Source organism: Caballeronia sp. LZ029, from assembly GCF_031451275.1.
GTDB classification, from domain to species: Bacteria; Pseudomonadota; Gammaproteobacteria; order Burkholderiales; family Burkholderiaceae; genus Caballeronia; species Caballeronia jiangsuensis.
In genome coordinates, this window is record NZ_JARUXO010000093.1 from 29,755 (window position 1) to 55,559 (window position 25,805).

Below are 25,805 nucleotides of genomic sequence, written 5' to 3' on the forward strand. Positions count from 1 at the left end.
ACGTGACGGGAGACGAAGCATGCGGGAGGACGCGGATCGGCCGTTCTTTCAGATGTCCGGCGTGTCGAAAAGCTACGGCGGCGCCGTCGCGCTGGATCACGCGGAGCTGGCGGTGCGCAGGGGACGCATCCACGCGGTCCTCGGCGAGAATGGCGCGGGCAAGTCCACGCTGCTGAAGGTGATGTCCGGCGTCGTGCAGCCGGACGAAGGCACGATGCACCTCGATGGCCGCGAAGTCTCGTTCGCGTCGCCTGCCGCGGCGAACGCGGCCGGCATCGTCTGCGTGTATCAGGAGCTGTCGCTGATCCCCGACCTGAGCGTGGCGGACAACATCTTCGCTGCGAATCCGCCACGGCGCTTCGGCATGATCGATCGCCGGGTGCAGCGCCGCCAGGCCGAGGCCGCGCTTGCCCGCGCCGGCGCGTCCGACATCAATCCGCTCACGAAAGTCCGCGATCTGCCGCTGTCGCGCCAGCAGATGGTCGAGCTCGCGAAGGGGCTGGCGCACGAGCCGCGCATCCTGATTCTCGACGAAGCCACGTCGGCGCTGACCGCGGCCGACGTGGCGCGCGTCATCGACGTGCTCAAGCGCCTTCGCGACGAAGGGCTCGCGCTGCTTTTCATCTCGCACCGGATGCACGAGGTGAAAGCGCTCGCGGACGAATGCACGGTCTACCGGAACGGTCGCCACGTGATGAGCTTCGAGGCGGGCACGCGCTCCGACAACGAGGTCGTCGAGATGATGATCGGCCGCAAGTACCAGCATGTGTTTCCCGCCAAGCCCGCGAACGAACCCGGCGAACGCGGCGCCGCCGAAGCAGTGCTCGCCTGCCGCGACCTTGCGTGGAACGACACATTGCGCGGCGTCAGCTTTTCGGTGAGGCCCGGCGAAATCCTCGGGCTGGGCGGCCTCGACGGACAAGGCCAGCGCGAACTGCTGCTCGCGCTGTTCGGCGTGCTGCGCGGTTGCACGGGGGTGATCGAGATCGATGGCAAGGCGGTGTCGATCGGGAGCCCCGTGGCCGCCCGCGCCAATCGCATCGGCATGGCGCTGATTCCGGAGGACCGCAAGACCGAAGGCCTGATGCTGCCGATGTCGGTGCGCGAGAACCTGTCGTTCGCCGCGCTCGATCGCATGTCGACCGCGGGCGTGATCGATCGCGATCGCCAGCAGTCGTTCGTCGAGCGGATGATGGCGCTTCTCGCGATCAAGTCGTTCAGCGCCGACGCGGCCGTGGGCTCGCTCTCGGGCGGCAATCAACAGAAGGTCGTCATCGCGAAGTGGCTGGTCCGGCAGCCGCGCATCCTGCTGCTCTGCGATCCGACGCGCGGCATCGATGTCGGCACCAAGCAGGAGATCTATCAGTTGCTCAGGCGGCTCGCCGACGAGGGCGCCGCAATCGTGTTCTACTCGACCGACTACGACGAGCTGATCGGCTGCTGCGATCGCGTCCTCGTGCTGTACGAAGGCAGGATCAAGAAGGAGCTCGCCGGGGCGGCGATCACCGAGCAGAATCTCATCGCCAGTGCGCTGGACCTGCCCGTCGGACAGGTCGCGCTTTCCAAAGGAGTCGCGCCATGAGCGGATTGCGCTACTGGTACGCGGAAAATCGCGGGTCGGCGTTCGCATTCGCCCTGTTCGTGCTGATGTTCGCGATCTACCTCTTCAACTATCCGTCGACGTTGTCGGCGAATGTGTTTCAGACGGCGGCGAACAAGGCGGTACTGCTCGCGCTGGTGTCGATGGGCCAGGCGCTCGTCGTGCTGACGGCGGGCATCGACCTGTCGATCGGGATGATGCTCGTGCTGACGAATTGCCTAGGATCGTGGATCGTCACGGGCGGCGCGCTGCACAGCGCGCTCGGCATCGCCGGCGTGCTCGCGGCGGGCGCGCTGTGCGGCGCGCTCAACGGCGTCATCATCATTTTCGGGCGTCTGCAACCTATCGTGACGACGATCGCAACGGGCGCGGTGTACTACGGCCTGGCGCTGCTGCTTCGCCCGGTTCCCGGCGGCGCGATCAACGAAGACCTCGCCGACGTACTGACCGGCAAGGTTGCCGGCGTCGTGCCGGCAAGCCTGTTGATTCTGCTCGCGGCCGTGGCGATCGTCTGGATTCCCTTCAAGCGCTCCGCGATCGGGCGCGCGGCTTATGCAACCGGCTCGTCCGAACCCGCGGCCTTTCTCTCGGGCATGCCGATCCGCCGCGCGAAGTTCGTGAGCTATACGCTCGCCGGCCTGCTCGCCGCGATCGGCGGCCTCTTTCTGACGTTCTTCACGGACACCGGCGAAGCCAGCCTCGGCAGCGCAAACTCGTACACGTTGTTTTCGATCGCCGCCGTGGTCATCGGCGGCGTGTCGCTGCTGGGCGGCAGGGGCAGCGCGATCGGCGCGGTCTTCGGCGCATTCGCGTTCCGCTCGATCGGCGACCTGCTGTTCGTGTTCAACGTCGATGCGCTGTGGCAGCCGCTCTTCCAGGGCGTGATTCTTCTGCTCGCCGTTTCGATCGGCGCGTGCGGGCTGTTCCGGGTGCGCAACCGCCTGGAGTGGTTCCAATGAGCGACGTTTCCGCGAACGGACGCACCACATTCGTGTCGAGGCTCGCGCGCCGGATCGACAAGCCGATCGTGATCGCGTTCGCGTGCATCGTCGCGCTGCTGCTTGTCGGCGGGATGTATTCGCGCAGCTTCCTGTCGCCGGAGTACATCCTGCTGCAACTGAAGGTCGGCGCGTTTCTCGGCATCATCGCGACCGGCCTGATGATGGTGATCCTGCTCGGCCACATCGATCTGTCGCTGCCGTGGACGATCACGGTCGGCGCGATGATGGCGTGCGCCGTCGCGGGGCACGGCGAACTGGGACGCGTCCTCGCGATTCCCGCCGGGATTGGTTGCGGCGTGCTGATCGGCGTCGTCAACGGCATTCTCGTCGCGCTCCTGCGCATTCCGTCGATGATCGCGACGCTCGCGACCAATGCGGTCGCGCAGGGCATCATGATCGTCTACACGGGCGGATCGTCGCCGCAGGACTCCGCGCCGGACGTGATGCGATGGCTCGCGGCGGGCTGGCTCGTGCCGGGCGTGCCGAATGCGGTCGCGCTGTGGGTCGTGATCGGCGGCGCGACGATGTTCCTGCTGTCGCGCACGACTTTCGGCCGCACGCTGTACGCGATCGGCAACACCGAACGCGCGGCGTACCTTTCGGGCATCGATACGCGGCTCGTGACCGTGGCCGCTTTCGCCGTGTGCAGCGCGTTCGCGGCGTTCGGCGGCGTGCTGCTCGCGGGCTATGCGTCGAAGGCCGCGCAGTCGATGGGCGATGCCTACCTGTTGCCGGCCATCGCGGCGGTCGTGCTCGGCGGCACGTCGATTCTGGGCGGTCGCGGGTCGTATCTCGGCACCGTGGCTGGCGCGATCCTCATCACGCTGCTGCAGTCGATCCTCTCGGTCGCGCAGATGCCGGAAGCGGGGCGTCAGATCATCTACGGCGTGGTGATCGCGGCGATGCTGCTGCTGTACGGGCGCAGCAAGCCGGAGGCGTAGGGTTGGCGCATCGGTTCAAAAGAAGCGATCTGCATTCGTTCTCCTGAGAGCGAGGGCTATCAGCGAGGTCATTCCATCATGGCTGCCAGCAGATCCGTGCGTGCAATCACGGCGATCGTCATGTTTCTAGCGGCCATGATGCTCGGCGGCTGCGCCTCTCACGAAGCCTATCGCACCCAGGTCGTCAATCCCTGGCTCGACAGCCAGCAATGTCCCACCGATCGCGACGGCAAGACCGCGCCCGAGTGCGCGGGACGCACGCCGGAAATCGTCGACGGAAAATACGAACTGCATTTCGTCGAGTTCGACGATCAGGGCTGGCTGCATCCTCAAACAGCCGCATCGCCGGACGCCGCGCCCGATCAGTCGGCAATGCAAATCGATGCGCTGATGGACAACCTCAAGCAGTATCTCAAGGCGAGGACCGACGTCAAGGTGATCCTGTTCGTGCACGGCTGGAAGCACAACGCCGAGACGGACGACGACAACGTGATGAAGTTCCGCCGCCTGCTCGAACGCGCGGCGTCCGACGAGCTTTATCAGCAGAGCAAGCGTCAGGTCATAGGCATCTATATCGGATGGCGCGGCAAGCCCTGGCTGCTGCCCGATCCCGTGCTGAATCTCTCGTTCTGGAATCGCAAGGCCACGGCGTCGCGCGTATCGGCGGGCACCGTGCGGGAACTGTTCGCTCGCTTGCGCAGCATGCAGCGCTATTTCAATCTGGAAGCGCTCAAGGAAGGCCGGCGCCCCGCGATGCGCACGCTGATGATCGGCCACAGCTTCGGCGGTCTGATTCTGTATGCCGCCACGTCGGGTCCGTTGATCGAGACGCTCACCGAGGAAAGCGATCTCGCGGACCTGCCGCCCTTGCAGCAGAGCGCGTCGAACGAACGCACCGCCGAGGCGGAACGTGTCGCGGACATGATCGTGCTCGTGAACCCGGCGTTCGAGGCGTCGCAGTTCGAGGCGCTCTATCGCGTGGCGAACCGGCAGCAGCATCGGTGCTACGTTGCGCCGATGTTCATGTCGATCACGTCCGCAACCGACGACGCCACCGGTATCGCCTTTCCCGCCGGCCGCTTCCTGAACACGCTCTTCGAGCGCCCCACTTCCTCCGACGCGCAGGCGACCGCCATCAAGCAGACGCCGGGTCACGACGACGGCTATATCACGCATCGGCTGCACGGCCCGGCACAGGACGCATCGGCGGCGCACAGCCCCGTCTGCGATGGCTGGACGTCGGGCGACAAGCTGCTCGGCATGACCAACGACGAACTCGCGCAGGCGGTGACGAACAACAAGCGGCTCGAAGTGGCTCAATCGCAAGCCTTCATTGCAGGACTGAATGCGCAACGGCCGGCTCCATCGACATGGCAACGCAAGTTCTGCGGCGGCGCCACGCTCGACGTCGAGGCGAAGGATGGCGTCGTCAACGCGCAGACGCTCGTCTGGAACGTCAAGGCGGACTCGAGCATCATCGACGGACACGGCGACGTGATGAATCCCGCATTGCTCGATTTCGTGCGCCAGATGTTCGGCGATACCGACCTGCCGAACGACCCGGATCACGGCCCCAGCGCCTGCGACGAACAATGAAACGACACGTGGCCCGAGTCCAGTCCGCGCCTTCCCGGTAACGCCCTGCTCCGTCGTCCCGACGCGCGCCCGCCGCGTCAGCGCGATCTCTTCGATCGCCATCTCCGACGATATCCGTCTGCTCACGCCCTCACTGCCTCATGCAGGGAAGTCATGCGCCCCATGAGATCTTTTCGATTGTCGTCGCGGCCGGGCCGCATCGAGAATGATTCCACCGATGCCCGAGACCGGCGCGCATTGTCGGCTCGTCCAGCCGACTGCGTCCGCGCTCAAACCAACCAGGAATGCGACGACCGATGAACCTTCGCGAATCCAGCAAGCACTTCGACGAACGCAATGCACGAGCGGCGAACGGCCGTGCGGGCGCACGCCTTCGAACCTGTGGCGAAGCGCTCGTCACGTTGCTCGAAACCTATGGCGTCGAGTATGTCTTCGGCATCCCGGGCGTGCACACCGTGGAACTGTATCGCGGGCTGGCAGACTCGTCGATCCGCCACGTGACGCCTCGTCACGAACAGGGCGCGGGCTTCATGGCCGACGGATACGCGCGTGTCACGGGCAAGCCCGGCGTGTGCTTCATCATCACCGGGCCGGGCATGACCAACATCGCGACCGCGATGGCGCAAGCCTATGCCGACTCCATTCCGATGCTCGTGATATCGAGCGTCAATGCACGTAGCCACCTCGGCAACGGCGACGGACGTCTGCATGAGCTTCCTTCGCAACGCGAAGTATTCGACGGGCTCGCCGCGTTCTCTCATACCTTGCTGGATGCCGCCGAGTTGCCACAGGTGCTGGCGCGCGCGTTCGCCGTGTTCGAGAGCGCGAGGCCGCGGCCCGTGCATATCGAGATTCCGCTCGATGTCATCGTGTCGCCGGCGAACGCGACGAAGGCTGCGCCCGCCGTGCGCGCGGCGAAACCCGCCGCCCATCCCGCCGCGCTCGCTTCGGCCGTGGACCTGCTCGCCGATGCGCGCCGCCCGCTGATTCTCGCCGGCGGCGGCGCGGCTCACGCCGCTGTCGAATTGCGCGAACTCGCCGCGCGGCTGCAGGCGCCCGTCGCGCTCACGACCAACGCGAAAGGACTTCTGCCGGGCGCGGACCCGCTTCTCATCGGCTCGACGCAATCGCTGCCGCCGACCCGCGCGATGATTCGCGAAGCCGACGTCGTGCTCGCGGTCGGCACCGAACTGGGCGAGACCGACTACGACGTGCTCTTCGATGGCGGCTTCGCGATCGACGGAAAACTCATCCGCGTCGATATCGATGCGCAGCAGGTCATGCGCAATGCCCGGCCTGACGTGGCTATCGTCGGCGATGCGCGCGAGACGCTGAGCGCACTGTCGACGCGACTGCACGAGCGAGAGGTGCTTCCCGCATCGCCGGACTGGGGCGCGGCGCGCGTGACGACGGTGCGCGACGCCATCTTCGCCAACTGCGACGCCGCGATGCGATCGCAGAAGCGCCTGATCGACACGATCGTGCACGCGCTGCCCGGCGTCATCATTGCAGGCGATTCGACGAGCCCGGTCTACGCGGGCAATTTCCTCCACGATGCGCCGGCCCCGCGCTCATGGTTCAACTCGTCGACCGGTTACGGCACGCTCGGATACGGGCTGCCTGCCGCGATCGGCGCGAAGCTCGCCGCGCGTGAGCGGCCCGTCGTGTGTCTGATCGGCGACGGCGGCCTTCAGTTCACGCTGCCGGAACTGGCGAGCGCGGTCGAAGCGCGCGTGCCCGTGATCGTGCTGCTCTGGAACAACTTCGGCTACGGCGAGATTCGCAAATACATGGACCAGCGCGATATCTCGCCCGTTGGCGTCGATATCTACACGCCCGATTTCATGGCGCTGGCAAGAGCCTTCGGATGCGAGGCCGCGAGCGTCGACGATCCACCGGCGCTCGACGCGCAATTGCGGCGGGCGGTATCGCGCGAAGTCCCGACCGTGATCGAGATCCGCGAAGCCGCTTGGTTTGCACGGGTGCCGTCATGAGCGCGCAGGCACGCCCGGTTTTCGACTTTCCGCTGCGCACCCGGCTCTTCATCGATGGCTGCTGGTGCTTGCCCGAGACGAGGCAGCGTTTGCCCGTCGTCAATCCGTCGACTGAGGAAACGATCGTCGAAGTGGAGGCCGGCGGCCCCGCCGATGTCGATCGCGCGGTGCGCGCAGCATCGCGTGCATTTCGCGGCTGGAAACAGACATCGGGCGCGGCGCGCGCCGGTTTTCTGCGTGCGATTGCGCGCGGCGTGGAGGCGCACGGCGAGCAACTCGCCGCGCTTCAGTCGCTCAACAACGGCAAGCCGATTGCCGAATCGCGCATCGACGTCGGCGACGTGGTCGCGACCTTCGACTACTACGCGGGCCTCGCCGAAACGCTGGACGCAGCGGAAGAGGAGATCGCGATTCCGAGCAGCGATCACCGCGCCGTGATCCGTCGTGAACCGGCGGGCGTGGTCGGCCTGATCGTGCCGTGGAACTTTCCCATGGTCACGACCGCATGGAAGCTCGCCCCCGCGCTCGCCGCGGGATGCACCGTCGTGCTGAAACCGTCCGAATTCACGCCTTTGCCTGAGCTGGAACTGGCCGCGATCGTCGAGCGCGCGGGTCTGCCGCCGGGCGTATTCAACGTCGTGACGGGCACCGGCACAGAGGTCGGCGCGGCGCTCACGACGCATCCGCTCGTGTCGAAGGTGTCGTTCACCGGCAGCACGGCGGTCGGCGAGCAGGTCATGAAAGCGGCGGCGCAATCCATCAAGGGCGTGAGCCTCGAACTGGGCGGCAAGTCGTCGATCGTCGTTTTCGCGGACGCCGATCTCGATCTCGCCGTCGATCTCGTCACGGGCGGCGCATTCTTCAATGCCGGACAGATGTGCTCGGCCACGTCGCGCGTGCTCGTCGAGCGGCCGCTCGCGGAGGCGCTGATCGCGCGCCTCGCCGACCGGGTGGCGCGAACCGTCGTCGGCGATCCGTTTGACTCCGGCGTGCAGATGGGGCCGCTCACGAACCGCGCGCAGTACGAGCGCGTGCAGCGTTTCATCGCGCGAGGCAAGGCGGACGGATCGAGTCTCGTGGTCGAGGGCTCGGTGCCGCAAGGACCGGGATATTTCGTGCAGCCGACGATGTTCGTCGACGTGCCCACGAACAGTGCAATCTGGCGCGAAGAGATTTTCGGACCCGTGATGTGCGTGCGCTCGTTCGATACGGACGACGACGCGATCGCGGCGGCCAACGACACCGACTTCGGGCTGGTCGCCTCCATCGTCACGCGCGACGCGGCGCGTGGCCAGCGGGTCGCCGGGGCGCTGCACGCGGGCGTCGTCTGGATCAATGCACCGCAACTGATCTTTCCTCAGACTTCCTGGGGCGGCTACAAGAAGAGCAGCATCGGCCGCGAACTCGGGCCGTTCGGGCTCGCGGCTTTCCAGGAAATCAAGCAGGTCCTGAGCGCAACGGGCCCGGTTTGAAAGGCTTTTCGAAGCTTCTAGCCATGCGCTCGGCTCATGGCAACCATGCCGAGATTTCGATTGTTGCCGAAATTTGGCATCCCTAGAGTGTTCTCACCAACGCCGTTTCAGATCGACCGACCGCATCGACCGACTGCTGCACGCTCAGCGAGGAGATAACCATGCAGGACATCAAACGAGGCAGAAGGCAGGCCATCAAGACCATCGGCATGGCGCTCGCTGCATCGAGCCTGCCGATGCCGTTCATCAGCACGGCGCGGGCGCAGGAAAAGAGCTTCGCCGGCAAGACGCTGCGACTGCTTACATGGTCGGACGACACGGGCGCGGCGGCCCTGCGCAACATCGCCGCGACCTTCAGTCAGAAGACCGGCGCGCAGGTCATCGCCGATCGCGCGGACGGCACCTCCGGCATGGTGGCGAAAGTGAAAGCGGCCGGCGAGAAGCCCACCTACGACGTGATCACGCTCGCAGGCGTGGGCGCCTCGGGTCTCGCGGATGCCGGCCTGCTGATGAAGCCCGATCTGAACCGGCTGCCCAACCTGAAGGATGTCGCCCCGCAGTACCAGACCGGCGCCAACGGCTTCGGCATCGGCTACCTGCTGTGGTCGGACGGGCTTATCTACAGCACGTCGTCGGTCAAGACGGCGCCGTCGAGCTACGAGGCGCTGTGGGATCCCAAGTATGCGGGCCGGATCTTCCTGCCGCCGCCGGAATGGGCCGAAGCGGTCGATCTCGCGATCATCGCGGCGAAGATGGCCGGCGGCTCGCAGCAGAACATCGAGCCCGGCTTCAAGAAGCTCGCTCAACTGAAGGACCGGGTGCTCACGCTCGGAGAGAATCCGAATCAGGTCGCCGACCTGTTTCGCACCGGATCGCTGGACATCGGCGGCATCTACTCCCCGGCGTTCTTCCCCAACCAGTTGCGCAAGCCCGAGTACAAGATGGCCGTCACGTACGGCATGAAGGAAGGTTTCGCGACCCAGTTGATGTTCACGGTCATCCCGAAGGCGCATCCGGGCGACATCGACCTGATCCACGCGTTCATCAACCATTCGCTCGATGCCGGCGTGCAAGGCCGCATGGCCGCCGATGTGCTGAACGGTCCGGTGAATTCGAAGGCGCTGATTCCCGCCGAAAGCCGTGCGTTCGTGCCGTCGGCTCAGCAGATCGCTCAGAACGCCGTGCTGCACGACGACAAGGCGCTGGCGGCGGTACAGCCCGCCTGGATCAAGCGCTATACGGAACTCTTCTCGGCCTGAGCCCCATGTCCGCACTACTTTTTCGCCGCAGGACGGCAGCGATGGCAGACGTCGCCCACGGGCAGGCGTCGGCTCCTGCGCTGCCGAGGGTGCCGCCGTGGGTGCTGCTCGCGCCCATCCTGGCTTTTCTCGCCGTGCTCGTCGCAGCCTCGCTCGTGGTGCTGCGCATGAGCTTCGGCGTGTCGGGGAACGAGTGGCACGCGCTTACGCTGCGCAATTACGCGGACCTCGCCGATTCGTACTTCCTGCACTCGCTCTGGCTCACGCTGAAACTCGCGTTTCAAAGCATGGTCTGCGCGGTGCTGCTGGCGATTCCCGTGGCGCTCGCCATGGCGCGCACGGAGTCGCGGCTCGCGCGCCGGCTGCTCCTCGCAGGCGTGCTTCTGCCGCTGCTCGTCAACCTGCTGCTACAAGGCTATGGCTGGCTCGTCATGCTCGGACCGGCCGGCCTGCTCAATCATGCGCTACTCGCCGCCGGCGTCGTGCAGCGCCCGGTGCAGTGGCTCTATCGCGAGAACGGCGTGCTGCTCGGCCTGATCCAGACCGCGTTCCCACTCGCCGTGCTGCCGCTCGCGAGCGCGATGCGCGCCATCTCGCGCGCCTACGAGGAAGCGGCCGCCACGCTCGGCGCGACCCGCTGGCAGACGCTCTGCCACATCGTCCTGCCGCTCGCGATGCCCGGCCTCGTTTCCGGCGCTCTGCTCGTCTTCGCCTACAACGCGAGCGCGTTCGCAGTCCCGCTGCTGCTCGGCGGCCGACGCGTGCCCATGCTCGCCGTGCTCGTGCACGACCAGGTGGCCCCGCTTCTGAACTGGCCGGCCGCGTCGGCATCCGGCGTGGTGCTGATGGCGGCGACGCTCGTCGTCATGTCGGTCTCGCAACGGCTCGTGCGCGGCATGCAACGCACGGAGGAATCCCGCTCATGAGTACCTTGCGCCTTGCCTCGGCCATGCCCGGACGACTGGGCCGTGCAACCAGCCTGCTCGCCACGACCGTGCTGTTTCTCGCAGCCTTGCCGATCCTCACGATGATCACGATGTCGTTCGGCAATTCGGATACGCTCGAATTCCCGCCGCCGAGCTTCGGACTGCGCTGGTATCAGGCCGCGTGGCACACGTTCGTATCGCCCGATGCGAGCGATGTGCTCTCGATGGGAACCGCCCTGACGACGAGCCTCATCGTCGCGGTCTCGACGATGATCATCGCCACCGCGGTCTCGGTGCCCGCCGCCTACGCGCTCTCGCGCTACCGCTTTCGCGGCAAGGCCGTGATCGAACAGCTCGTGGCGCTGCCGCTCGTCTATCCGCTCGTGATGCTCGGGCTTTCGCTGCTGCTCGTGTTCAACGTGCTGCCCGTCGAACTCGGCCTGTTGCGGCTCATCATCGCGCACGTGATTCTCGTCCTGCCGTTCACCGTGAAGAACTGCGCGGCATCGGTCGCCTCGATCGGCCCCGAGTTCGAGGAAGCCGCATGCCTGATGGGCGCGAGCCCGCGCCGCGCCATCGTCGATGTGGTCTTGCCGCTCATGCGTCCGGGCATTCTCGCCGGCATGCTGTTCGCCTTCATCATCTCCTTCAACGAGTTCACGGTGACGTTCTTTCTGTACGACATCAACACGATGACGCTGCCCGTCTGGCTGTACAGCCGCACCGTGTCGTCGCTCGATCCGACGGTGTTTTCGTTCGCGGTCGTCATCGTGCTCATCGATTTCGCCCTGATCTGGCTGCTCGAAAAGCTGGTCGGCGACGAAGGCGTCGCGCTTTAACGAGGGAACCCTCATGACTCATCTGACACTTCAGGCGGTGACGAAGCGCTTTCACACCGCGTACGCAGTCGATCACGTCGACCTCGCCGTGCCCGACGGCAAGCTGGTGTGCTTTCTCGGACCGTCCGGCTGCGGCAAGACGACTCTGTTGCGGATCATCGCGGGCCTCGAAACGGCAACGTCGGGGACCGTGGCATTCGCCGGGCGCGATCTGACGAACGTGCCGGCGAACCAGCGCGATTTCGGCATGGTGTTCCAGTCGCTCGCGCTCTTCCCGCACATGACGGTGGCGCAGAACATCGCGTATCCGCTGCGGCTGCGCCGCGTCGCGAAAGATGCGCAGGCGGCGCGCGTCGCCGAGCTGCTCGAACTGATCCAGTTGCCGCATATGGCGGACCGTCCGGTCTCGCGGCTCTCGGGCGGGCAGCGCCAGCGCGTGGCCATCGCCCGGGCGATCGCGTCGTCGCCGAAGCTGCTGCTGCTCGACGAACCGCTCTCCGCGCTCGATGCGAAGCTGCGCGAAGCGATGCAGGTCGAAATCCGTCTGCTGCAACAACGTCTCGGCATCACGACGATCATGGTGACGCATGACCAGCGCGAGGCCATGACGATGGCCGACGAAATCGTCGTGATGGAAAAAGGACGCATCGCCCAGATCGGCAAGCCGCTCGATATCTATCGCAATCCCGTCAGCGAATTCGTCGCCGATTTCATCGGGCTCGGCAACATCCTGCCCGTCACGCTCGACGGCACGAACCGGATCGCGCTTCCAAACGGCCAGCAGATCACAGTCGATGGCGCGCCGCGCGCAGGCGCCGCAACCGATGACGTCCGCTTGCTGATTCGCCCCGAGGACGTATCGATGCAGGCGGTCACGGCCAATCCCGGACCCAACGTGCTGGCCGGCAAAGTGGCGTTCATCCGGGATGTCGGCTCGTCGCTCGAAGCCACCATCGATTGCGCCGGCTTCACGCTCACCGCGGCCACGACCCCGCGCGAAACACCGGATCTTCGGGTTGGCATGCCGATCTTCGCGGAATTGCCGCCGCATGCCTGCAAGCTCATCGCGGCACGTACCGCGCATTGATTCACGCAGACCAAACCATCGTCACAGGAGACACCCTATGAACACGACGACTTCCGTGCAGCGCTTCCTCAAACGCGCGTCCGTCACGCTCGCCTTCGCAGGCGTCGTGGGCCTCGGCGCATTCGCGCCGCTCGCGCAGGCCGATGCGCTCGACTCGATCAGCAAATCCGGCGTGGTGCGCATCGGCGTGTTCGAGGACTATCCGCCGTTCGGCTCTATCGGTCCGGACATGAAGCCGCAAGGCTACGACATCGACGTATCCAGTCTGATCGGCAAGACCCTCAACGCGAAGGTCGAACTGATTCAGGTCACGGGCGACAACCGCATGGCGTACCTCGTCGACCATAAGGCCGACATGCTGCTCTCGGTCGGCAAGACACCGGAACGCGAAAAGGTGATCGACTTCTCGCAAGCCTATGCGCCGTACAACCTCGCCGTGTTCGGTCCGAAGTCGCTGGCCGTGAAGAACGCGGGCGATCTGGGCGGCAAGAGCATCGCGGTGGCGCGCGGCACGCTCGAAGACCTGAGCGTGAGCAAGGTCGCGCCGTCGTCGGCGACCATCAAGCGATTCGATGACCCGAATGGCGCGATCTCCGCGTTTCTGGCCGGGCAGACGCAATTGCTCGTGGTCGGTAACGACGTGGGCGCGACGATCATCGCCCGTCACCCCTCGATCGATCCCGAGCAGAAGTTTTCGCTCTTCAGCTCGCCCGATCACGTGGGCCTGAACAAGAACGAGCCGCGTCTGAAGCAGAAGGTGGACGAGGCCATCGCCGCCGCGAAGAAGGACGGCACGATGAACGCCATCTCGCAGAAGTGGCTGCGCGCGCCGCTGCCGGCCGATCTGTGATGCGCCTAGCCTTTTCGTTCAATCGCACGCCGAGGATGCTTCGATGACCTACACGTTCGATTTCAGCGACTTCGGCCTCTACCTGGACGTGCTCGCGCATGGCGTCGCGGTCACGCTCGGCCTCACCGCCGTATCGACGCTCCTGGGCGGTCTGGTCGGCATCGGCGGAGCGTGCATCGCCGTGGCGGGGCCGAAGCCGCTTCGTGCCGTCGTCGCCGCGTATGTCGAGCTGATTCGCAACACGCCGTTTCTGGTGCAACTGTTCTTCGTGTTCTTCGGGCTGCCGAGCCTCGGCGTGCACATCGGCGAAATCGAGGCCGCCGTGCTTGCGATGACGGTGAACCTCGGTGCGTATGCGACGGAAATCGTCCGGGCGGGCATCGACTCGATTCCGCGCGGACAGGTCCAGGCCGCGATGGCGCTCGGCTTGCGGGGTCCGCACGTCTTTCGCCACGTCGTGTTGCCGCAGGCGCTCGCCAACGTATTTCCGGCGTTGCTCGGCCAGGTGCTGATCGTGATGCTCGGCTCGGCGGTGGTATCGCAGATTTCGGTGCCGGACCTGACCCATGCCGCCAGCTTCATTCAGTCGCGCAACTTCCGTTCGTTCGAATGCTACGTGATCGTCACCGCGATCTATCTGCTGCTGTCGATCGTGCTGCGCCTCTTGATCAACCGGCTCGGCCGGCGGCTATTCGCGGGGCGCGCCGCTCGCGGCGTCACGATCGCGCCTCGACGCGGGTTGCGCGGCCTCTTCTCCATGCGTGCAGCCGTGGCCGATCCCGGCCTTCCGAAGGAGCGTTCACGATGATCGAATTCACGCTATGGGATATCGCGCGCAATCTGATGCTCGCCGCGCGCTGGACCGTTTTGCTTTCGTTGATCGCGTTCGCCGGCGGCGGCCTGACAGGGCTGGTGCTGCTCGCCATGCGCGTTTCGCCGCTGCCGTGGCTGCGCAGGGCCGTCGTGCTGTATGTCGAAGTGTTCCAGGGCACGCCGCTCCTGATGCAGCTCTTCCTCGGCTTCTTCGGCTTGCCGATGCTGGGCGTCGAGGTGTCGCCGTGGGCTGCGGCAACGGTCACGCTCACGCTGTATACGGGCGCCTATCTCTCCGACATCTGGCGAGGCTGCGTCGAGGCGGTGCCGCGCGGTCAATGGAGCGCGGCGGCGAGCCTCGGCATGACATGGACGCAGCAGTTGCGTTATGTCGTCTGGCCGCAGGCATGGAAGATCGCGGTACCGCCTACCGTCGGCTTTCTCGTGCAGGTCGTGAAGAGCACGGCGCTCACGTCGATCATCGGGCTCACGGAACTGACCAAGACCGGGACCATGATCACGAACGCGGTGTTTCGCCCTTTCCCGATCTACGCCCTCGTCGCGCTGCTGTACTTCGCGATGTGCTTTCCGCTGACCTGGTATGCGCGCGCGCTCGAACGCCGGTATCGGATCGGCAGGCATCGCTGAAGCTCGACTCGGTGTCCAACGTCCTTTCAAAACGGATTTGCGCATGATTTCCATCGGTAACGTGTCGAAGTGGTACGGCCAGTTTCAGGTTCTGGCCGATTGCACCACCACAGTCAGTAAAGGCGAAGTGGTCGTGGTCTGCGGGCCGTCGGGGTCCGGCAAATCGACCCTCATCAAGACGGTCAACGGACTCGAGCCGTTCCAGAGCGGGAGCATCACGATCAACGGCGAGGCCGTCCACGACAAGCGGACCAATCTGTCGAAACTGCGCGCGAAGGTCGGGATGGTGTTTCAGCATTTCGAGCTGTTTCCGCATATGTCGATCACGGAGAACCTCACGCTCGCGCAGACGAAAGTGCTGGGGCGCTCGAAAGACGAAGCATCCGACAAGGCGCTGCGCCTGCTCCAGCGCGTCGGCCTGCGCGCGCACGCGGACAAGTATCCGGGACAGCTTTCCGGCGGCCAGCAGCAACGCGTGGCGATCGCGCGTGCGCTGTCGATGGACCCCGTTGCGATGCTGTTCGACGAACCGACTTCCGCGCTCGATCCGGAGATGATCAACGAAGTGCTGGATGTGATGGTCGAGCTGGCCCAGGAAGGCATGACGATGATGTGCGTCACGCACGAAATGGGCTTCGCGAGGAAGGTCGCGCATCGGGTGATCTTCATGGATCACGGGCGCATCGTCGAAGACGACGCCAAGGATGCGTTCTTTGCGCATCCACGCTCCGAACGGGCGCAGGAATTCCTGAGCAAGATACTCCACTAACACCGCCGTCACGTCGCGTCGGACTTGCTACTATAGTTTCGACTGACATGCCTTCCATGATCGGAGACACGCCCCATGCGACGACTTCCTCCGCTCAATGCGCTGCAGATCTTCGAGACGGTCGCGCGTCACCGCAGTTTCACGCGTGCGGCGGAGCATCTGTGCCTCACGCAAGGGGCGATCAGCAGACAGATTCTCACGCTGGAAGAGTATTTCGGCTTTCCCCTCTTCAAGCGGGGCGCAAGGGGGCTGACGCTGACGGCTGAAGGCGACGTGCTGCTGCCCGTCGTGAGAGAGGGCTTCGCGCGCATCGAGGAGGTATCGCTGCGTCTCACGCGCCAGCGCACCGATCTCGCGCTGAAAGTGCCGACCTGCGTGATGCGCTGGATGCTGCCGAGGATCATGCGCTTTCAGAGCGAGCATCCCGAACTGCAATTGCAGATCACGACGACTTGGCAGCACGACGTCGATTTTCAGGTGGAATCGTTCGATGCGGCGATCATCTACGGTTCCTCGCCCGGCGCGGACGTGCACGCCGTGCCGCTCTTCAACGAGCAGCTCACGCCCGTGTGCTCGCCCGATCTCCTCAGCGAACGGCCGCTCGCCGCAGCGGCGGATCTGGCGCATCATGCGCTGCTGCATCCGACGCGCGATCATCGCGACTGGAAGCTGTGGCTCGATCGTGCGGGCGCGAGCGATATCGACGCGACGCTCGGCCCGACATTCGAAACGCTCGATCTGGCGACGAACGCCGCGATGCAGGGCTTCGGCGTCGCGATCAGCGACCGCACGCTGGTCAGCGAAGACGTGGCCGCCCGGCGGCTCGTCATGCCCTTCGACACCGTGCTCGAGACGGGGTCGCGCTACTACTTCGTCTATCCGGATTGCGTCGCGAATCAGCCGAAGGTCAAGCTCTTCAGCGAATGGATCACGCGCAATCGGGATGCTGTTTTGGCTGTCGGATAACTTCGCGGCTAGAGTGCGCGACGCGTGACGCCACGCACCCATGCCGAAGAGGCGAGCGCGACTTAAGACCCAACCGGCCTCAGTCGATGCGATACACCCATTCGAGAGGATCGGCGAGCCTGCCGCGCTGGATTCCGGTCAACTGCGTGCGCATGCGTTGCGTCACCGGTCCTTCGCCCCCGTCGCCGATCTGAAATTCTCCGGCGGCATGGCGAACCTCGCCGACCGCAGTGACGACAGCAGCGGTCCCGCAAGCAAATACCTCGCGGACACGGCCGCTCGCGGCATCCGCACGCCATGCATCGAATGCATAAGGCGTTTCGTTGACTACGATGCCTTCACGCTTCGCAAGCTCGATGATCGAAGCTCTGGTGATGCCCGGCAGAATCGTGCCGGAAAGCGGCGGCGTCGTCAGCGAGCCATCGTCCATGACGAAGAAGAGATTCATCCCGCCCATCTCTTCGATCCATTTGTGCTCGGCGGCATCGAGAAAAACGACCTGGTCGCAACCCTTGGCCGCCGCCTCGGTCTGCGCGATCAGGCTGGCAGCATAGTTGCCGCCGCATTTGGCCGCGCCCGTTCCACCCGGCGCCGCGCGAGTGTATTGGTCGGACACCCAGACGGTAACCGACGACTTGCCTGCCTTGAAGTACGGACCTACCGGGCAGGCGATGACGCAGAACACATATTCGTGGGACGCGCGCACACCGAGGAAACTCTCGGACGCGAACATGAACGGACGCAGATAGAGACTGCTGTCGCCACCGGGCACCCAGTCCCGGTCTACCTTGACGAGCGATTCCACCGCATCGACGAAGAGCGCTTCCGGGAGGTCGGCCATGGCAAGACGCGCGGCCGACGCACGAAAGCGCCTGGCGTTCTCGAAAGGGCGGAACAGCGAGATCGAACCGTCTTCGCCGCGGTACGCTTTCATGCCTTCGAAGATTTCCTGCGCATAGTGCAACACCGCGCAAGCGGGATCAATCTGAAACGGCCGGCGCGGCTCGACCTTGGCATCGTGCCAGCCGAGCGCGCTGGTCCAGCGCATCGTTGCCATGTGATCGGTGAACACCTTACCGAACACGGGGTTTGAAATGCTCGCGACGATCTGATCGTGCGCCGTCGGCGTCGCGCTCGGGGAAACGGCAAACTGTGTAGGCATATCGGTTTTCATACTTTCATGCGACCAATGACGGGACGGGTCCCACCAGACTCGCGAGGGATTGAAATGAAAGGAGAGCGAACGCGGACGCGTTCGTCTCCCGGAAATGGCGTTTTCGAAGGCATGTCTTCTTCGGACCGCATCGTTGCATCCGGCGCACGTCGTCAGGGTTGCGAACCGGCCGTATCCGCTATCTTGCCCTGCCGCGACAAGGCGACGAGTGCGTCGTCGGACACGGAAGCTTCCTGATCGGCGAGCGCCTTGAAGCGAACGAACGCCGCATTCAGTTCGGCTTCGCTGTCGATCTCGATTCCCAGCTCCTGCAACCGCTGCCTGAACGCGTTTCGACCCGACAGTTTGCCGAGCACGATCCTGTTCGCGCTCCAGCCCACGTCTTCCGCGCGCATGATTTCGTAGGTGTCGCGCGCTTTCAGCACGCCATCCTGATGGATGCCCGACGCATGAGCGAACGCATTGGCGCCGACGACCGCCTTGTTGGGTTGCACCGTGAACCCCGTGATCTCCGAAACCAGTCGCGAGGCTTCGACGATCTGAGTCGTGTCCACGCGCATATCGAGGCCGAAGACATCCCGTCGCGTTCTGACTGCCATCACGACTTCCTCGAGCGCCGTATTGCCCGCCCGCTCGCCGAGGCCGTTGATCGCACATTCGATCTGCCTGGCCCCGCCCGACTTGACAGCCGCGAGCGAGTTGGCCACGGCCAGGCCGAGATCATCGTGACAGTGGACCGAAAAGACCGCCCGGTCGGAATTGGGGATGCGTTCGCGAAGTTCGCGGATCAACGCAGCGTAGCCATCCGGAACGGCATAGCCGACCGTATCGGGGACGTTGATGGTCGTCGCACCTTCGTCGATCACGCCTTCGATCACGCGACAGAGAAAGTCGAGGTCGGAGCGGCTCGCGTCTTCCGGCGAGAACTCGACGTCATCGGTATGACCGCGCGCGAGACGCACTGCGCGCCGCGCCTGTTCATAGACCTGATCGGGCGACATGCGCAGCTTCTTTTCCATGTGCAGCGCGGATGTGGCGATGAAGGTATGAATGCGGAACCGGCTGGCCGGCTTCAGCGCCTCGGCGGCACGCGAAATGTCACGCTCGTTCGCCCGCGCCAGAGAACAGACGATGCTGTCCTTGACCTCGCCGGCGATCGCCCGAATCGCCTCGAAGTCGCCTTCGGAACTCGCGGCAAAGCCTGCTTCGATCACGTCGACGCGCATGCGTTCGAGTTGTCGGGCGATGCGCAGTTTTTCGTCCTTGGTCATCGAGGCACCCGGCGACTGTTCTCCATCGCGCAAGGTGGTGTCGAAAATGATGAGTCGGTCTGACATGCCAGTCTCCTGTGGGGAACGGCAATTGCGTTGATCAGGGAATGGGGGGTAACCCTTCCTGCCTGTCGTGACGCTGGATCACAGCGCCTGACCGCGCGATTATAGCTAACGATGACGCGGGCAAATCTAGGGTCAACCCGCATCGATTGGTTCGCATCTCCCGACTCAAGTCCGCGATATCTGAGGCAACATCCGCACGACGCGTGGCAGCAACTCCATCACCGGAATGCGCATCGCATCGGCCAGTTCGTCGATGCCGATGTACCCGCCGTCGTCCTCGCCGACGATCGTCTCGACGCTGGCGACGCCGGCCTCGGGCAACGCGCTCAGATCGATCACCGTGTGCTGCAGCGAGCGTCGCCCCATGATCGTCGCGTCGCGTCCGCCGACAAGCACGCGTCCGAACGGCGGCACGTGATTCAGCCCGTCCCCGAAGCCGATCGGCACGACGCCCACGCGCATCGCGTGTTCGAGACGAATGGGCGCCGCATAGCCGATACCGAGCGTCGATCCCGCCGGATGCTCCTGCACATGGATGATGCGTCCGCGAATGGCGCTGAGCATCGGGCGCAACGGCACGCGCGCCATCCATTCGGCATCGAGCGCGCCGTAGAGCAGCCGTCCCGGATCGACCGCGCTGTAACGCAGTTCCGGATGCGCGATCATCACGCGCGAACTCGCGAGCATCGTCTCCAGATCGCGCAAACCCGCTGAATGCGCATCGGCGAGCGCGGCATCGAAAACGCCCGCCTGGCGCGCGGTGATCGCTTCGTCGCCAGGCGAACTCAGGTGCGTGTAGACACCCTTCAGGCGAACGCTCGACTGCTGCGCGAGCACGGCGAACGCTTCTGCCCATTGCGACGCGAGAAAACCGAAACGGCCGAAGCCCGGATCGATCTCGATGAACGCATCGACCGGAACGCCCGCCGCCACGAACGCGCGCAGGCTCTCCATGCTCTGGATCGTGACGATCAGGCCGAGCGCGGCGACGCGCGCAGCATCCTCCGGCAGCGTCGATGCGAACAGCAGAATGTCGCGCATGACGCCCGCCGCGCGGATCGCCATGCCCTCTTCCGGACTGCCGACGCAAAAGCCATCGACACCGGCGGCGTCGGCGAGGCGCGCGACCTTCGCCGCGCCGAAACCGAAGCCATCGCCCTTGCAGACGAACCAGATCTTCGCGCCGCCCGCGAGCTTGCGCGCCACCGCGAGATTCGCGGCGATCGCGCCTTCATCGATCTCCACCCACGCGGGACGCAGCAGACGGTAATCGCGCAGGTCGTCGGCGGATGCATTCATGTCCGCTCCTCGCCGGTCTGAAAAGACAGCGCTTCCTGCAAGCCGTTCGATTCGGCGAAGACGCGGTCCTGCCGCGCGCGCAGTTCATCGGCGGGCAATTGCGCAAGCGCCGCGCGTGCCGCTTCGGTCGCGACAGGATCGATCTCGCCTCCGTCGATGGCCACGCCGTACAGATCGCGCGCCATGCGCCCGGAGATCAGTCCGTCGAGCACATCCTCCAGGACCGCCTGCGGCTCGCGCTCCCAGGGCGGACCGTAGCCCGCGCCGCCCGCCGCGATATGACAGACCCGATCGTCGCGCCCGAGCGCGATGACCGAGCTCGGCATGCTCGGCAGCAGCACGGATTCGCCGTCGCGCGTGAGCAGATTGAACGACGGCGAGCCGTCCAGTCCGCCGTGCGAACCGGCGGGCCGATGCTCGCGCCGGTCCGAGCGCAAGCCCAGCGACGCGCTTTCCGCGCGCAGCGCATACGTGCGGCGCATCGCAAGTCCGCCGCGATGCTTGCCTGCGCCGCCCGAATCCGGCACGAAACCATACTCCGTGATGACGACGGGCAAGCGCGCCTCGATCAGCTCGACCGGCTGATTCGACAGATTGCCGAGCGGATTGGCGATGCCCTCGCTGCCGTCGGACCGCCCGCTTGCGCCCCAGCTTCCGAGGATGCCGTCCGTGATGAGCCAGTTGCCCGCCGCGCCGCGTCCCGAGATCGACACCACCGATGGACCGCCTTCGCCGAGCGCCGGCATCGCATCCGGCACGATCTGCGCAAACGCGCCTTGCAGCACGTCGAACATGCGATACGCCATGATGCCGCGCGCCGCGCACGCCGCCGGTTCCAGCGGATTGACGATCGAGCCCGGCTCCGCGAACACATGCACCGGCCGCGAGAAGCCCTCGCAGTTCGGCACGTCGACGCCGATCGCGCAGCGCACCGCCGCGTATGCGACCGATTGCGTCGTCGCGAACGGTCCGTTGATCGCGCCGGCCACCTGTGCATCGGTGCCGCTCCAGTCGATCGTCACTTCGTCGCCGGCGATCGTCACCCTGACGCGAAAGCGGATCGGCTGCGGCCGGTCGCCCAGGCCGTCGATGAAGTCGTCATAGCAGTATTCGCCGTCGGGCATCGCGGCGATCGCCTGGCGCGTCAGCCGGTCGGCATAGTCGTGCAGCGCATCGACGAGCCGGGCGAAGCCATCGGCACCGTATTTCTCGATCAGTTGCGCAAGGCCGCGCGCGCCCGCACGACACGACGCGACCTGCGCGCGCAGATCGCCGCGCAGTTGATCGGGCATACGCGAATTGATTTCGAGCAGCGCGATCAGCGTGTGATTCGGCTCGCCCGCATCGAAGAGCTTGAGCAGCGGAATGCGCAAGCCTTCCTGAAAGATCTCGGTCGCACCGATCGCCATGCTGCCCGGCGCCATGCCGCCGATATCGGCGTGATGCACGATCGTCGCGACGTAGCCTTCGATGCTTCCGCCGAAGAACACGGGCTGAATCAGATACACGTCGGGAAGATGCATGCCGCCCGAGGTGTACGGATCGTTCATCACGTAGACGTCGCCCGGCTGGCCGCTTGCGCCGAAGCGTTCGATCACGTTGCGCATCGCCGCGGGAAACGCGCCGAGGTGGATCGGCAGCGTGAGACCCTGCGCGATCACGCGGCCTTGCCGGTCGAAGACGGCGGTGGAGAAGTCCATCGAGTCGCGCACGATCGGCGAATAGGCCGAGCGCAGCACGACGAGCGCCATCTCGTCCGCCACCGAGCCGAGCGCATTCTTGACGATTTCGAGCGTGATGGCGTCGTCCGGAGACGGCGTGTGCGTGGCGGATGTCATGTGTTGTCTCCCAGCGTGATGACGATGTTTTCATGCGCGTCGACACGGGCGTGCGCGCCCGGCGGCACGACGCAGGTCGAGTCGTATTCCTCGACGATCACCGGCCCGTTAAGCGGCCCGGCGCGCAGCGTCGCGCGCGAGATGACCGGCGTATCGACGAAACCGTGCGCGGAACCGAAGTACGCGCGCCGCATCACGCGCGTTCCCGCATCGGCGCGGGCGCCTCCCGCGCGCCGCGCGTCGTACACGCGTGAGCGCTCCGACTTCAGGCTGCCGAGCACGCGCAGATTGACGAGCTCGACAACATCGTCCTGCGATGCATGACCGTATGTACGCTCATGCTCCGCGTGAAAGGCGCGCTTCACTCCCTCGATATCGACGGCCTCGCCCGATTGCCACGCGAGCGGCACGGCGAGTTCATACGCCTGCCCCGCGTAACGCAGATCGAGCGAGCAGCGCAACTCGATGTCATCGCGCGCAAGACCTTCTTCGATCATCTCGGCGCGGGCGCGCGCGGCCAGATCTTCGAGCGCATCGCAGAGCGGCGCTGCGGCGTCGGCATCGACCCGGCGGAACATCGTCTGCATGAATTCGTGCTGGGTCGTCGAGAACAGCAGGCCGAGCGCGCTGAACACGCCGGGACTCGGCGGAACGATCACCGTGCGCATGTCGAGCAGCGCGGCGATCGCATGCACGATGATCGGCCCGTTGCCGCCGAACGCGAACAGCGCGAAGTCGCGCGGGTCGCGGCCGCGATACGTCGATACGGCCTTCACGGCGCGCGTCATCGTCGATGCGGCGATCGAGAACACGCCGTAGGCGGCTTCGTGCAGTTCCGTGTTCGTCGGTTCGGCCACGTGCGCGCGCATCGCGTCGCAGGCTTTCGCGTGGTCGATGCGCAACTCGCCGCCCGCCAGATAATGCGGATTCAGATAGCCGAGCGCGAGAACCGCGTCGGTGAGCGTGGGCGTCGTGCCGCCGGCATCGTAGGCAACCGGACCAGGCACGGAACCGGCCGAGTCCGGCCCGACCTTCACGAGGCCGCCCGCGTCGATGCGCACCATGCTGCCGCCGCCCGCGCCGATCTCCGACACATCGATGAACGGCAGCTTCACCGCATGGCCGCCGCCCTTCACGAGCTTGCTGCTCAGGTTGATGCCCGCGCCGACTTCATATTCCGTCGTGCGCGCCGGTTCGCCGCCCTCGATGATCGCGGCCTTCGCGGTCGTGCCGCCCATATCGACGGTGATGCAGTCCGCATAACCCGACGCCGACGCCACCGATGCTCCCGCGATCACGCCCGCCGCCGGACCGGATTCGATGATCGCCGCCGGCTTCTGCATGACGGCCGCCGCGCTCATCACGCCGCCATTCGAATGCATGATCTGCACCGGCCCGCGCATGCCGACATCGCGCAGCCTCGCGATCAAGGAGTGCAGATAGCTCACCACAACGGGTCCGAGATACGCGTTCACCACGGTCGTGCTGGTGCGCTCGTATTCGCGGATCTCCGGAAGAATCTCGTGCGAGCACGTCAGATAGACGCGCTCGCCGAGCACACGGCGCAACAGGTCGCGAACGCGGATCTCGTGCTCCGGATTCGCATACGCGTGCAGCAGGCTGATCGCGACCGATTCGATATCCTGCGCCGCGATCCGTTCGGCCACCGCGATGACTTCGGCATCGTCGAGCGCCTTCGCGACGGAGCCGTCGGCATTCAGACGCTCGTCGACTTCATGGCGATGACGGCGCTTCGCGAGCGGCGCGGGCTTGCGATACGCGAGGTTGTAGAGCATCGGCACGCGCAGCCGGCCGATCTCGACCACATCGCGAAAGCCGCGCGTCGTCACCAGCGCCGTGCGCGCGCCCTTGCCTTCCAGCACCGTGTTGGTGGCGATGGTCGTCGCGTGCACGAGCTCGGTCACCTGACGCGGCGTCGCGCCGAGCGACGCGAGCAACGCCTCCAGTCCCGTGACGATCGCCACGCCGTAGTCCTGTGGCGTGGACGACACCTTCTTCGTGTGCACCACGCCCAGATCGTCGATGACGACGATATCGGTGAACGTCCCGCCGATATCCACGCCTGCCCGATAAAGTCTTTCTGACATGCTCACCGCCTCTTCATGTTCGACGCCGCCGAAAGCGCGTCAGTGAATCGATTCATCTAAAGCGTCAAAAAAAGCCGCTCAGAACTTGTGCACGAAGCCGATGCTCGCCACCGCCTGATTCTTCGACGACGACGGACTCATCGTCTGGACCTGCGAAGCGAGCGTGCCGTCCGACGTCGCCGGCAGCGGACCGCCGACCGGGCGCGGAAACACCCCGCCGCCGGTCCGCAACCAGATCACTTCCAGATAGACCGACGTGCGCTTGGAGAGGATCTGATCGACGAGCAGGTTCACCTGATGCCAGTGCACCTGCGCGGGCCCATCGGGGCCGCCGGTGATGTTGTCGCTCGTGTAGGTGTAGGCCGCGCCGACCAGCAGAGTCGGCGTGATCGTGTAGCGCACGTTCGCCTCGTAGTTGTTGAAGCGATAGTTGATGCCGCTCGTGAGCGACGTGCCCACGTTGTTGTAGATCGCGTTGCTGTACATCAGGCTGAACTTCGCCGGCCCGAAAATGTACGACGCGCCGATGCCCGCGATCTGCTCGCGCTTCGACGTGATCGGCGCATCGCAACACGTGATCGCGCCGCCGGTGTTGACCGTCGGCGTAGTGTTGACGCCGGGCCTGTCGTAGAGCGAATAAGCCGCCGCGATCGAGAACGGTCCCTGCGTATAGATGCTGCCGACCGACCACATGCGATTGTTCGAGAAGTCGCCGGCCGCGTTGCTGAACGCGTACATCGCGATGCCGGTAAAGCCGTGAAAGTTCGGCGAAGTGTACTTCACCGAGTTGTTCACGCGCAGATAGTTGTCGGTGTTGTCGTTGTCGTAGGGATGCGAGAACATCACGCCGCCCCACGCGCCGTTGGAGGTCATCGTCTGTAGCGTGCCGACGATGGCGTCGTACTGGCGCCCGAAGGTCAGCGTGCCGTACTGCGCGTTGGCCACGCCCATGTACGCCTGACGCCCGAACATGCGGTTGTTCTGCCCGAGCGCGCCGTTGACGGGATTGAAGCCGTTCTCCAGCGTGAAGATCGCCTGGGTTCCGCCGCCCAGATCTTCCGCACCTTTCAGGCCCCAGCGGCTGCCGTACTCGCCGTTGCCCGTCAGTTGCACGGCGTGATGGCCGCCCTGATTCGACGACCACGTCAGCGCCTCGTTGATGACGCCATACAGCGTGACGGAACTCTGCGCGTGGGCCGCACAACTCGCGCCCGCGAGCGCGAGCATGCCGAGCGATCTGATCTTCACTGCTTCTCTCCAGACTGGCGTCGCCGGTGGTCCGGTCGCG

At 65.3% G+C, this 25,805-nt stretch carries 20 protein-coding genes and 1 pseudogene; 15 read left to right on the forward strand and 6 right to left on the reverse strand.

The features are described from left to right. Positions 1-19 precede the first annotated feature (19 nt). From QCE73_RS34350 to QCE73_RS34420, 15 genes are all read left to right on the forward strand, one after another. The gene (locus QCE73_RS34350; protein WP_309885378.1) at positions 20-1,582 is read left to right on the forward strand and encodes a sugar ABC transporter ATP-binding protein; all 1,563 of its coding nucleotides are present in this window, start codon (positions 20-22) and stop codon (positions 1,580-1,582) included. Next, positions 1,579-2,559: an ABC transporter permease gene (locus tag QCE73_RS34355; protein ID WP_035498335.1), complete on the forward strand. Its 981-nt coding sequence runs from the start codon at positions 1,579-1,581 to the stop codon at positions 2,557-2,559. Before QCE73_RS34350 ends, QCE73_RS34355 begins: the two co-directional genes overlap by 4 nt. Then, positions 2,556-3,542, forward strand: coding sequence for an ABC transporter permease (locus tag QCE73_RS34360; RefSeq protein ID WP_035498336.1), 987 nt, complete (start codon positions 2,556-2,558; stop codon positions 3,540-3,542). Before QCE73_RS34355 ends, QCE73_RS34360 begins: the two co-directional genes overlap by 4 nt. A 78-nt stretch (positions 3,543-3,620) precedes the next feature. Beyond that, positions 3,621-5,138 carry a hypothetical protein gene (locus QCE73_RS34365; protein WP_309885379.1) on the forward strand — a complete coding sequence of 506 codons (1,518 nt, stop codon included), beginning with the start codon at positions 3,621-3,623 and terminating at the stop codon, positions 5,136-5,138. Positions 5,139-5,434: 296 nt separating this feature from the next. Beyond that, on the forward strand, positions 5,435-7,132 hold the full coding sequence (locus tag QCE73_RS34370) for a 5-guanidino-2-oxopentanoate decarboxylase (RefSeq protein WP_309885380.1): 1,698 nt from the start codon (positions 5,435-5,437) through the stop codon (positions 7,130-7,132). Then, a complete protein-coding gene (locus tag QCE73_RS34375) occupies positions 7,129-8,604 on the forward strand; it encodes an aldehyde dehydrogenase family protein (protein ID WP_309885381.1) in 1,476 nt (491 codons plus the stop codon). Before QCE73_RS34370 ends, QCE73_RS34375 begins: the two co-directional genes overlap by 4 nt. 161 nt (positions 8,605-8,765) lie before the next feature. Further along, positions 8,766-9,863, forward strand: coding sequence for a PotD/PotF family extracellular solute-binding protein (locus tag QCE73_RS34380; protein ID WP_035498338.1), 1,098 nt, complete (start codon positions 8,766-8,768; stop codon positions 9,861-9,863). A 5-nt stretch (positions 9,864-9,868) separates the two neighbouring features. Beyond that, positions 9,869-10,789 (forward strand): ABC transporter permease, encoded by a 921-nt coding sequence (locus QCE73_RS34385; protein ID WP_404989849.1) that lies wholly within the window; start codon positions 9,869-9,871, stop codon positions 10,787-10,789. Next, entirely contained in the window at positions 10,786-11,628 is an 843-nt protein-coding gene (locus tag QCE73_RS34390) for an ABC transporter permease (protein WP_187603258.1), read from the forward strand. Before QCE73_RS34385 ends, QCE73_RS34390 begins: the two co-directional genes overlap by 4 nt. Before the next feature lie 13 nt (positions 11,629-11,641). Continuing rightward, on the forward strand, positions 11,642-12,715 hold the full coding sequence (locus QCE73_RS34395) for an ABC transporter ATP-binding protein (protein WP_309885384.1): 1,074 nt from the start codon (positions 11,642-11,644) through the stop codon (positions 12,713-12,715). Between the two features lie 37 nt (positions 12,716-12,752). Then, positions 12,753-13,565, forward strand: coding sequence for a transporter substrate-binding domain-containing protein (locus tag QCE73_RS34400; protein ID WP_309885385.1), 813 nt, complete (start codon positions 12,753-12,755; stop codon positions 13,563-13,565). A gap of 43 nt (positions 13,566-13,608) precedes the next feature. Then, the gene (locus QCE73_RS34405; RefSeq protein WP_309885386.1) at positions 13,609-14,373 is read left to right on the forward strand and encodes an amino acid ABC transporter permease; all 765 of its coding nucleotides are present in this window, start codon (positions 13,609-13,611) and stop codon (positions 14,371-14,373) included. Continuing rightward, positions 14,370-15,026 (forward strand): amino acid ABC transporter permease, encoded by a 657-nt coding sequence (locus QCE73_RS34410; RefSeq protein ID WP_035498348.1) that lies wholly within the window; start codon positions 14,370-14,372, stop codon positions 15,024-15,026. Before QCE73_RS34405 ends, QCE73_RS34410 begins: the two co-directional genes overlap by 4 nt. A gap of 43 nt (positions 15,027-15,069) precedes the next feature. Continuing rightward, entirely contained in the window at positions 15,070-15,795 is a 726-nt protein-coding gene (locus tag QCE73_RS34415) for an amino acid ABC transporter ATP-binding protein (protein WP_309885388.1), read from the forward strand. Positions 15,796-15,870: 75 nt separating this feature from the next. Continuing rightward, positions 15,871-16,761 carry a LysR substrate-binding domain-containing protein gene (locus tag QCE73_RS34420; protein WP_309885389.1) on the forward strand — a complete coding sequence of 297 codons (891 nt, stop codon included), beginning with the start codon at positions 15,871-15,873 and terminating at the stop codon, positions 16,759-16,761. Positions 16,762-16,840: 79 nt separating this feature from the next. Here the strand turns inward: QCE73_RS34420 and QCE73_RS34425 are convergent, their stop codons facing one another. The 6 genes and pseudogenes from QCE73_RS34425 to QCE73_RS34450 form a co-directional block, all read right to left on the reverse strand. Further along, positions 16,841-17,935 carry a branched-chain amino acid aminotransferase gene (locus QCE73_RS34425; RefSeq protein ID WP_309885390.1) on the reverse strand — a complete coding sequence of 365 codons (1,095 nt, stop codon included), beginning with the start codon at positions 17,933-17,935 and terminating at the stop codon, positions 16,841-16,843. A gap of 188 nt (positions 17,936-18,123) precedes the next feature. Next, positions 18,124-19,272: pseudogene (locus tag QCE73_RS34430) on the reverse strand (2-isopropylmalate synthase); the annotation flags it as partial. Between the two features lie 165 nt (positions 19,273-19,437). Continuing rightward, positions 19,438-20,571: an alanine racemase gene (gene alr / locus QCE73_RS34435; RefSeq protein WP_309885391.1), complete on the reverse strand. Its 1,134-nt coding sequence runs from the start codon at positions 20,569-20,571 to the stop codon at positions 19,438-19,440. After that, positions 20,568-22,409, reverse strand: coding sequence for a hydantoinase B/oxoprolinase family protein (locus QCE73_RS34440; protein ID WP_309885392.1), 1,842 nt, complete (start codon positions 22,407-22,409; stop codon positions 20,568-20,570). Before QCE73_RS34440 ends, alr begins: the two co-directional genes overlap by 4 nt. After that, positions 22,406-24,517, reverse strand: coding sequence for a hydantoinase/oxoprolinase family protein (locus QCE73_RS34445; RefSeq protein WP_309885393.1), 2,112 nt, complete (start codon positions 24,515-24,517; stop codon positions 22,406-22,408). Before QCE73_RS34445 ends, QCE73_RS34440 begins: the two co-directional genes overlap by 4 nt. A 78-nt stretch (positions 24,518-24,595) precedes the next feature. Then, positions 24,596-25,765, reverse strand: coding sequence for a porin (locus QCE73_RS34450; RefSeq protein ID WP_309885394.1), 1,170 nt, complete (start codon positions 25,763-25,765; stop codon positions 24,596-24,598). Between the last annotated feature and the right edge of the window lie 40 nt (positions 25,766-25,805).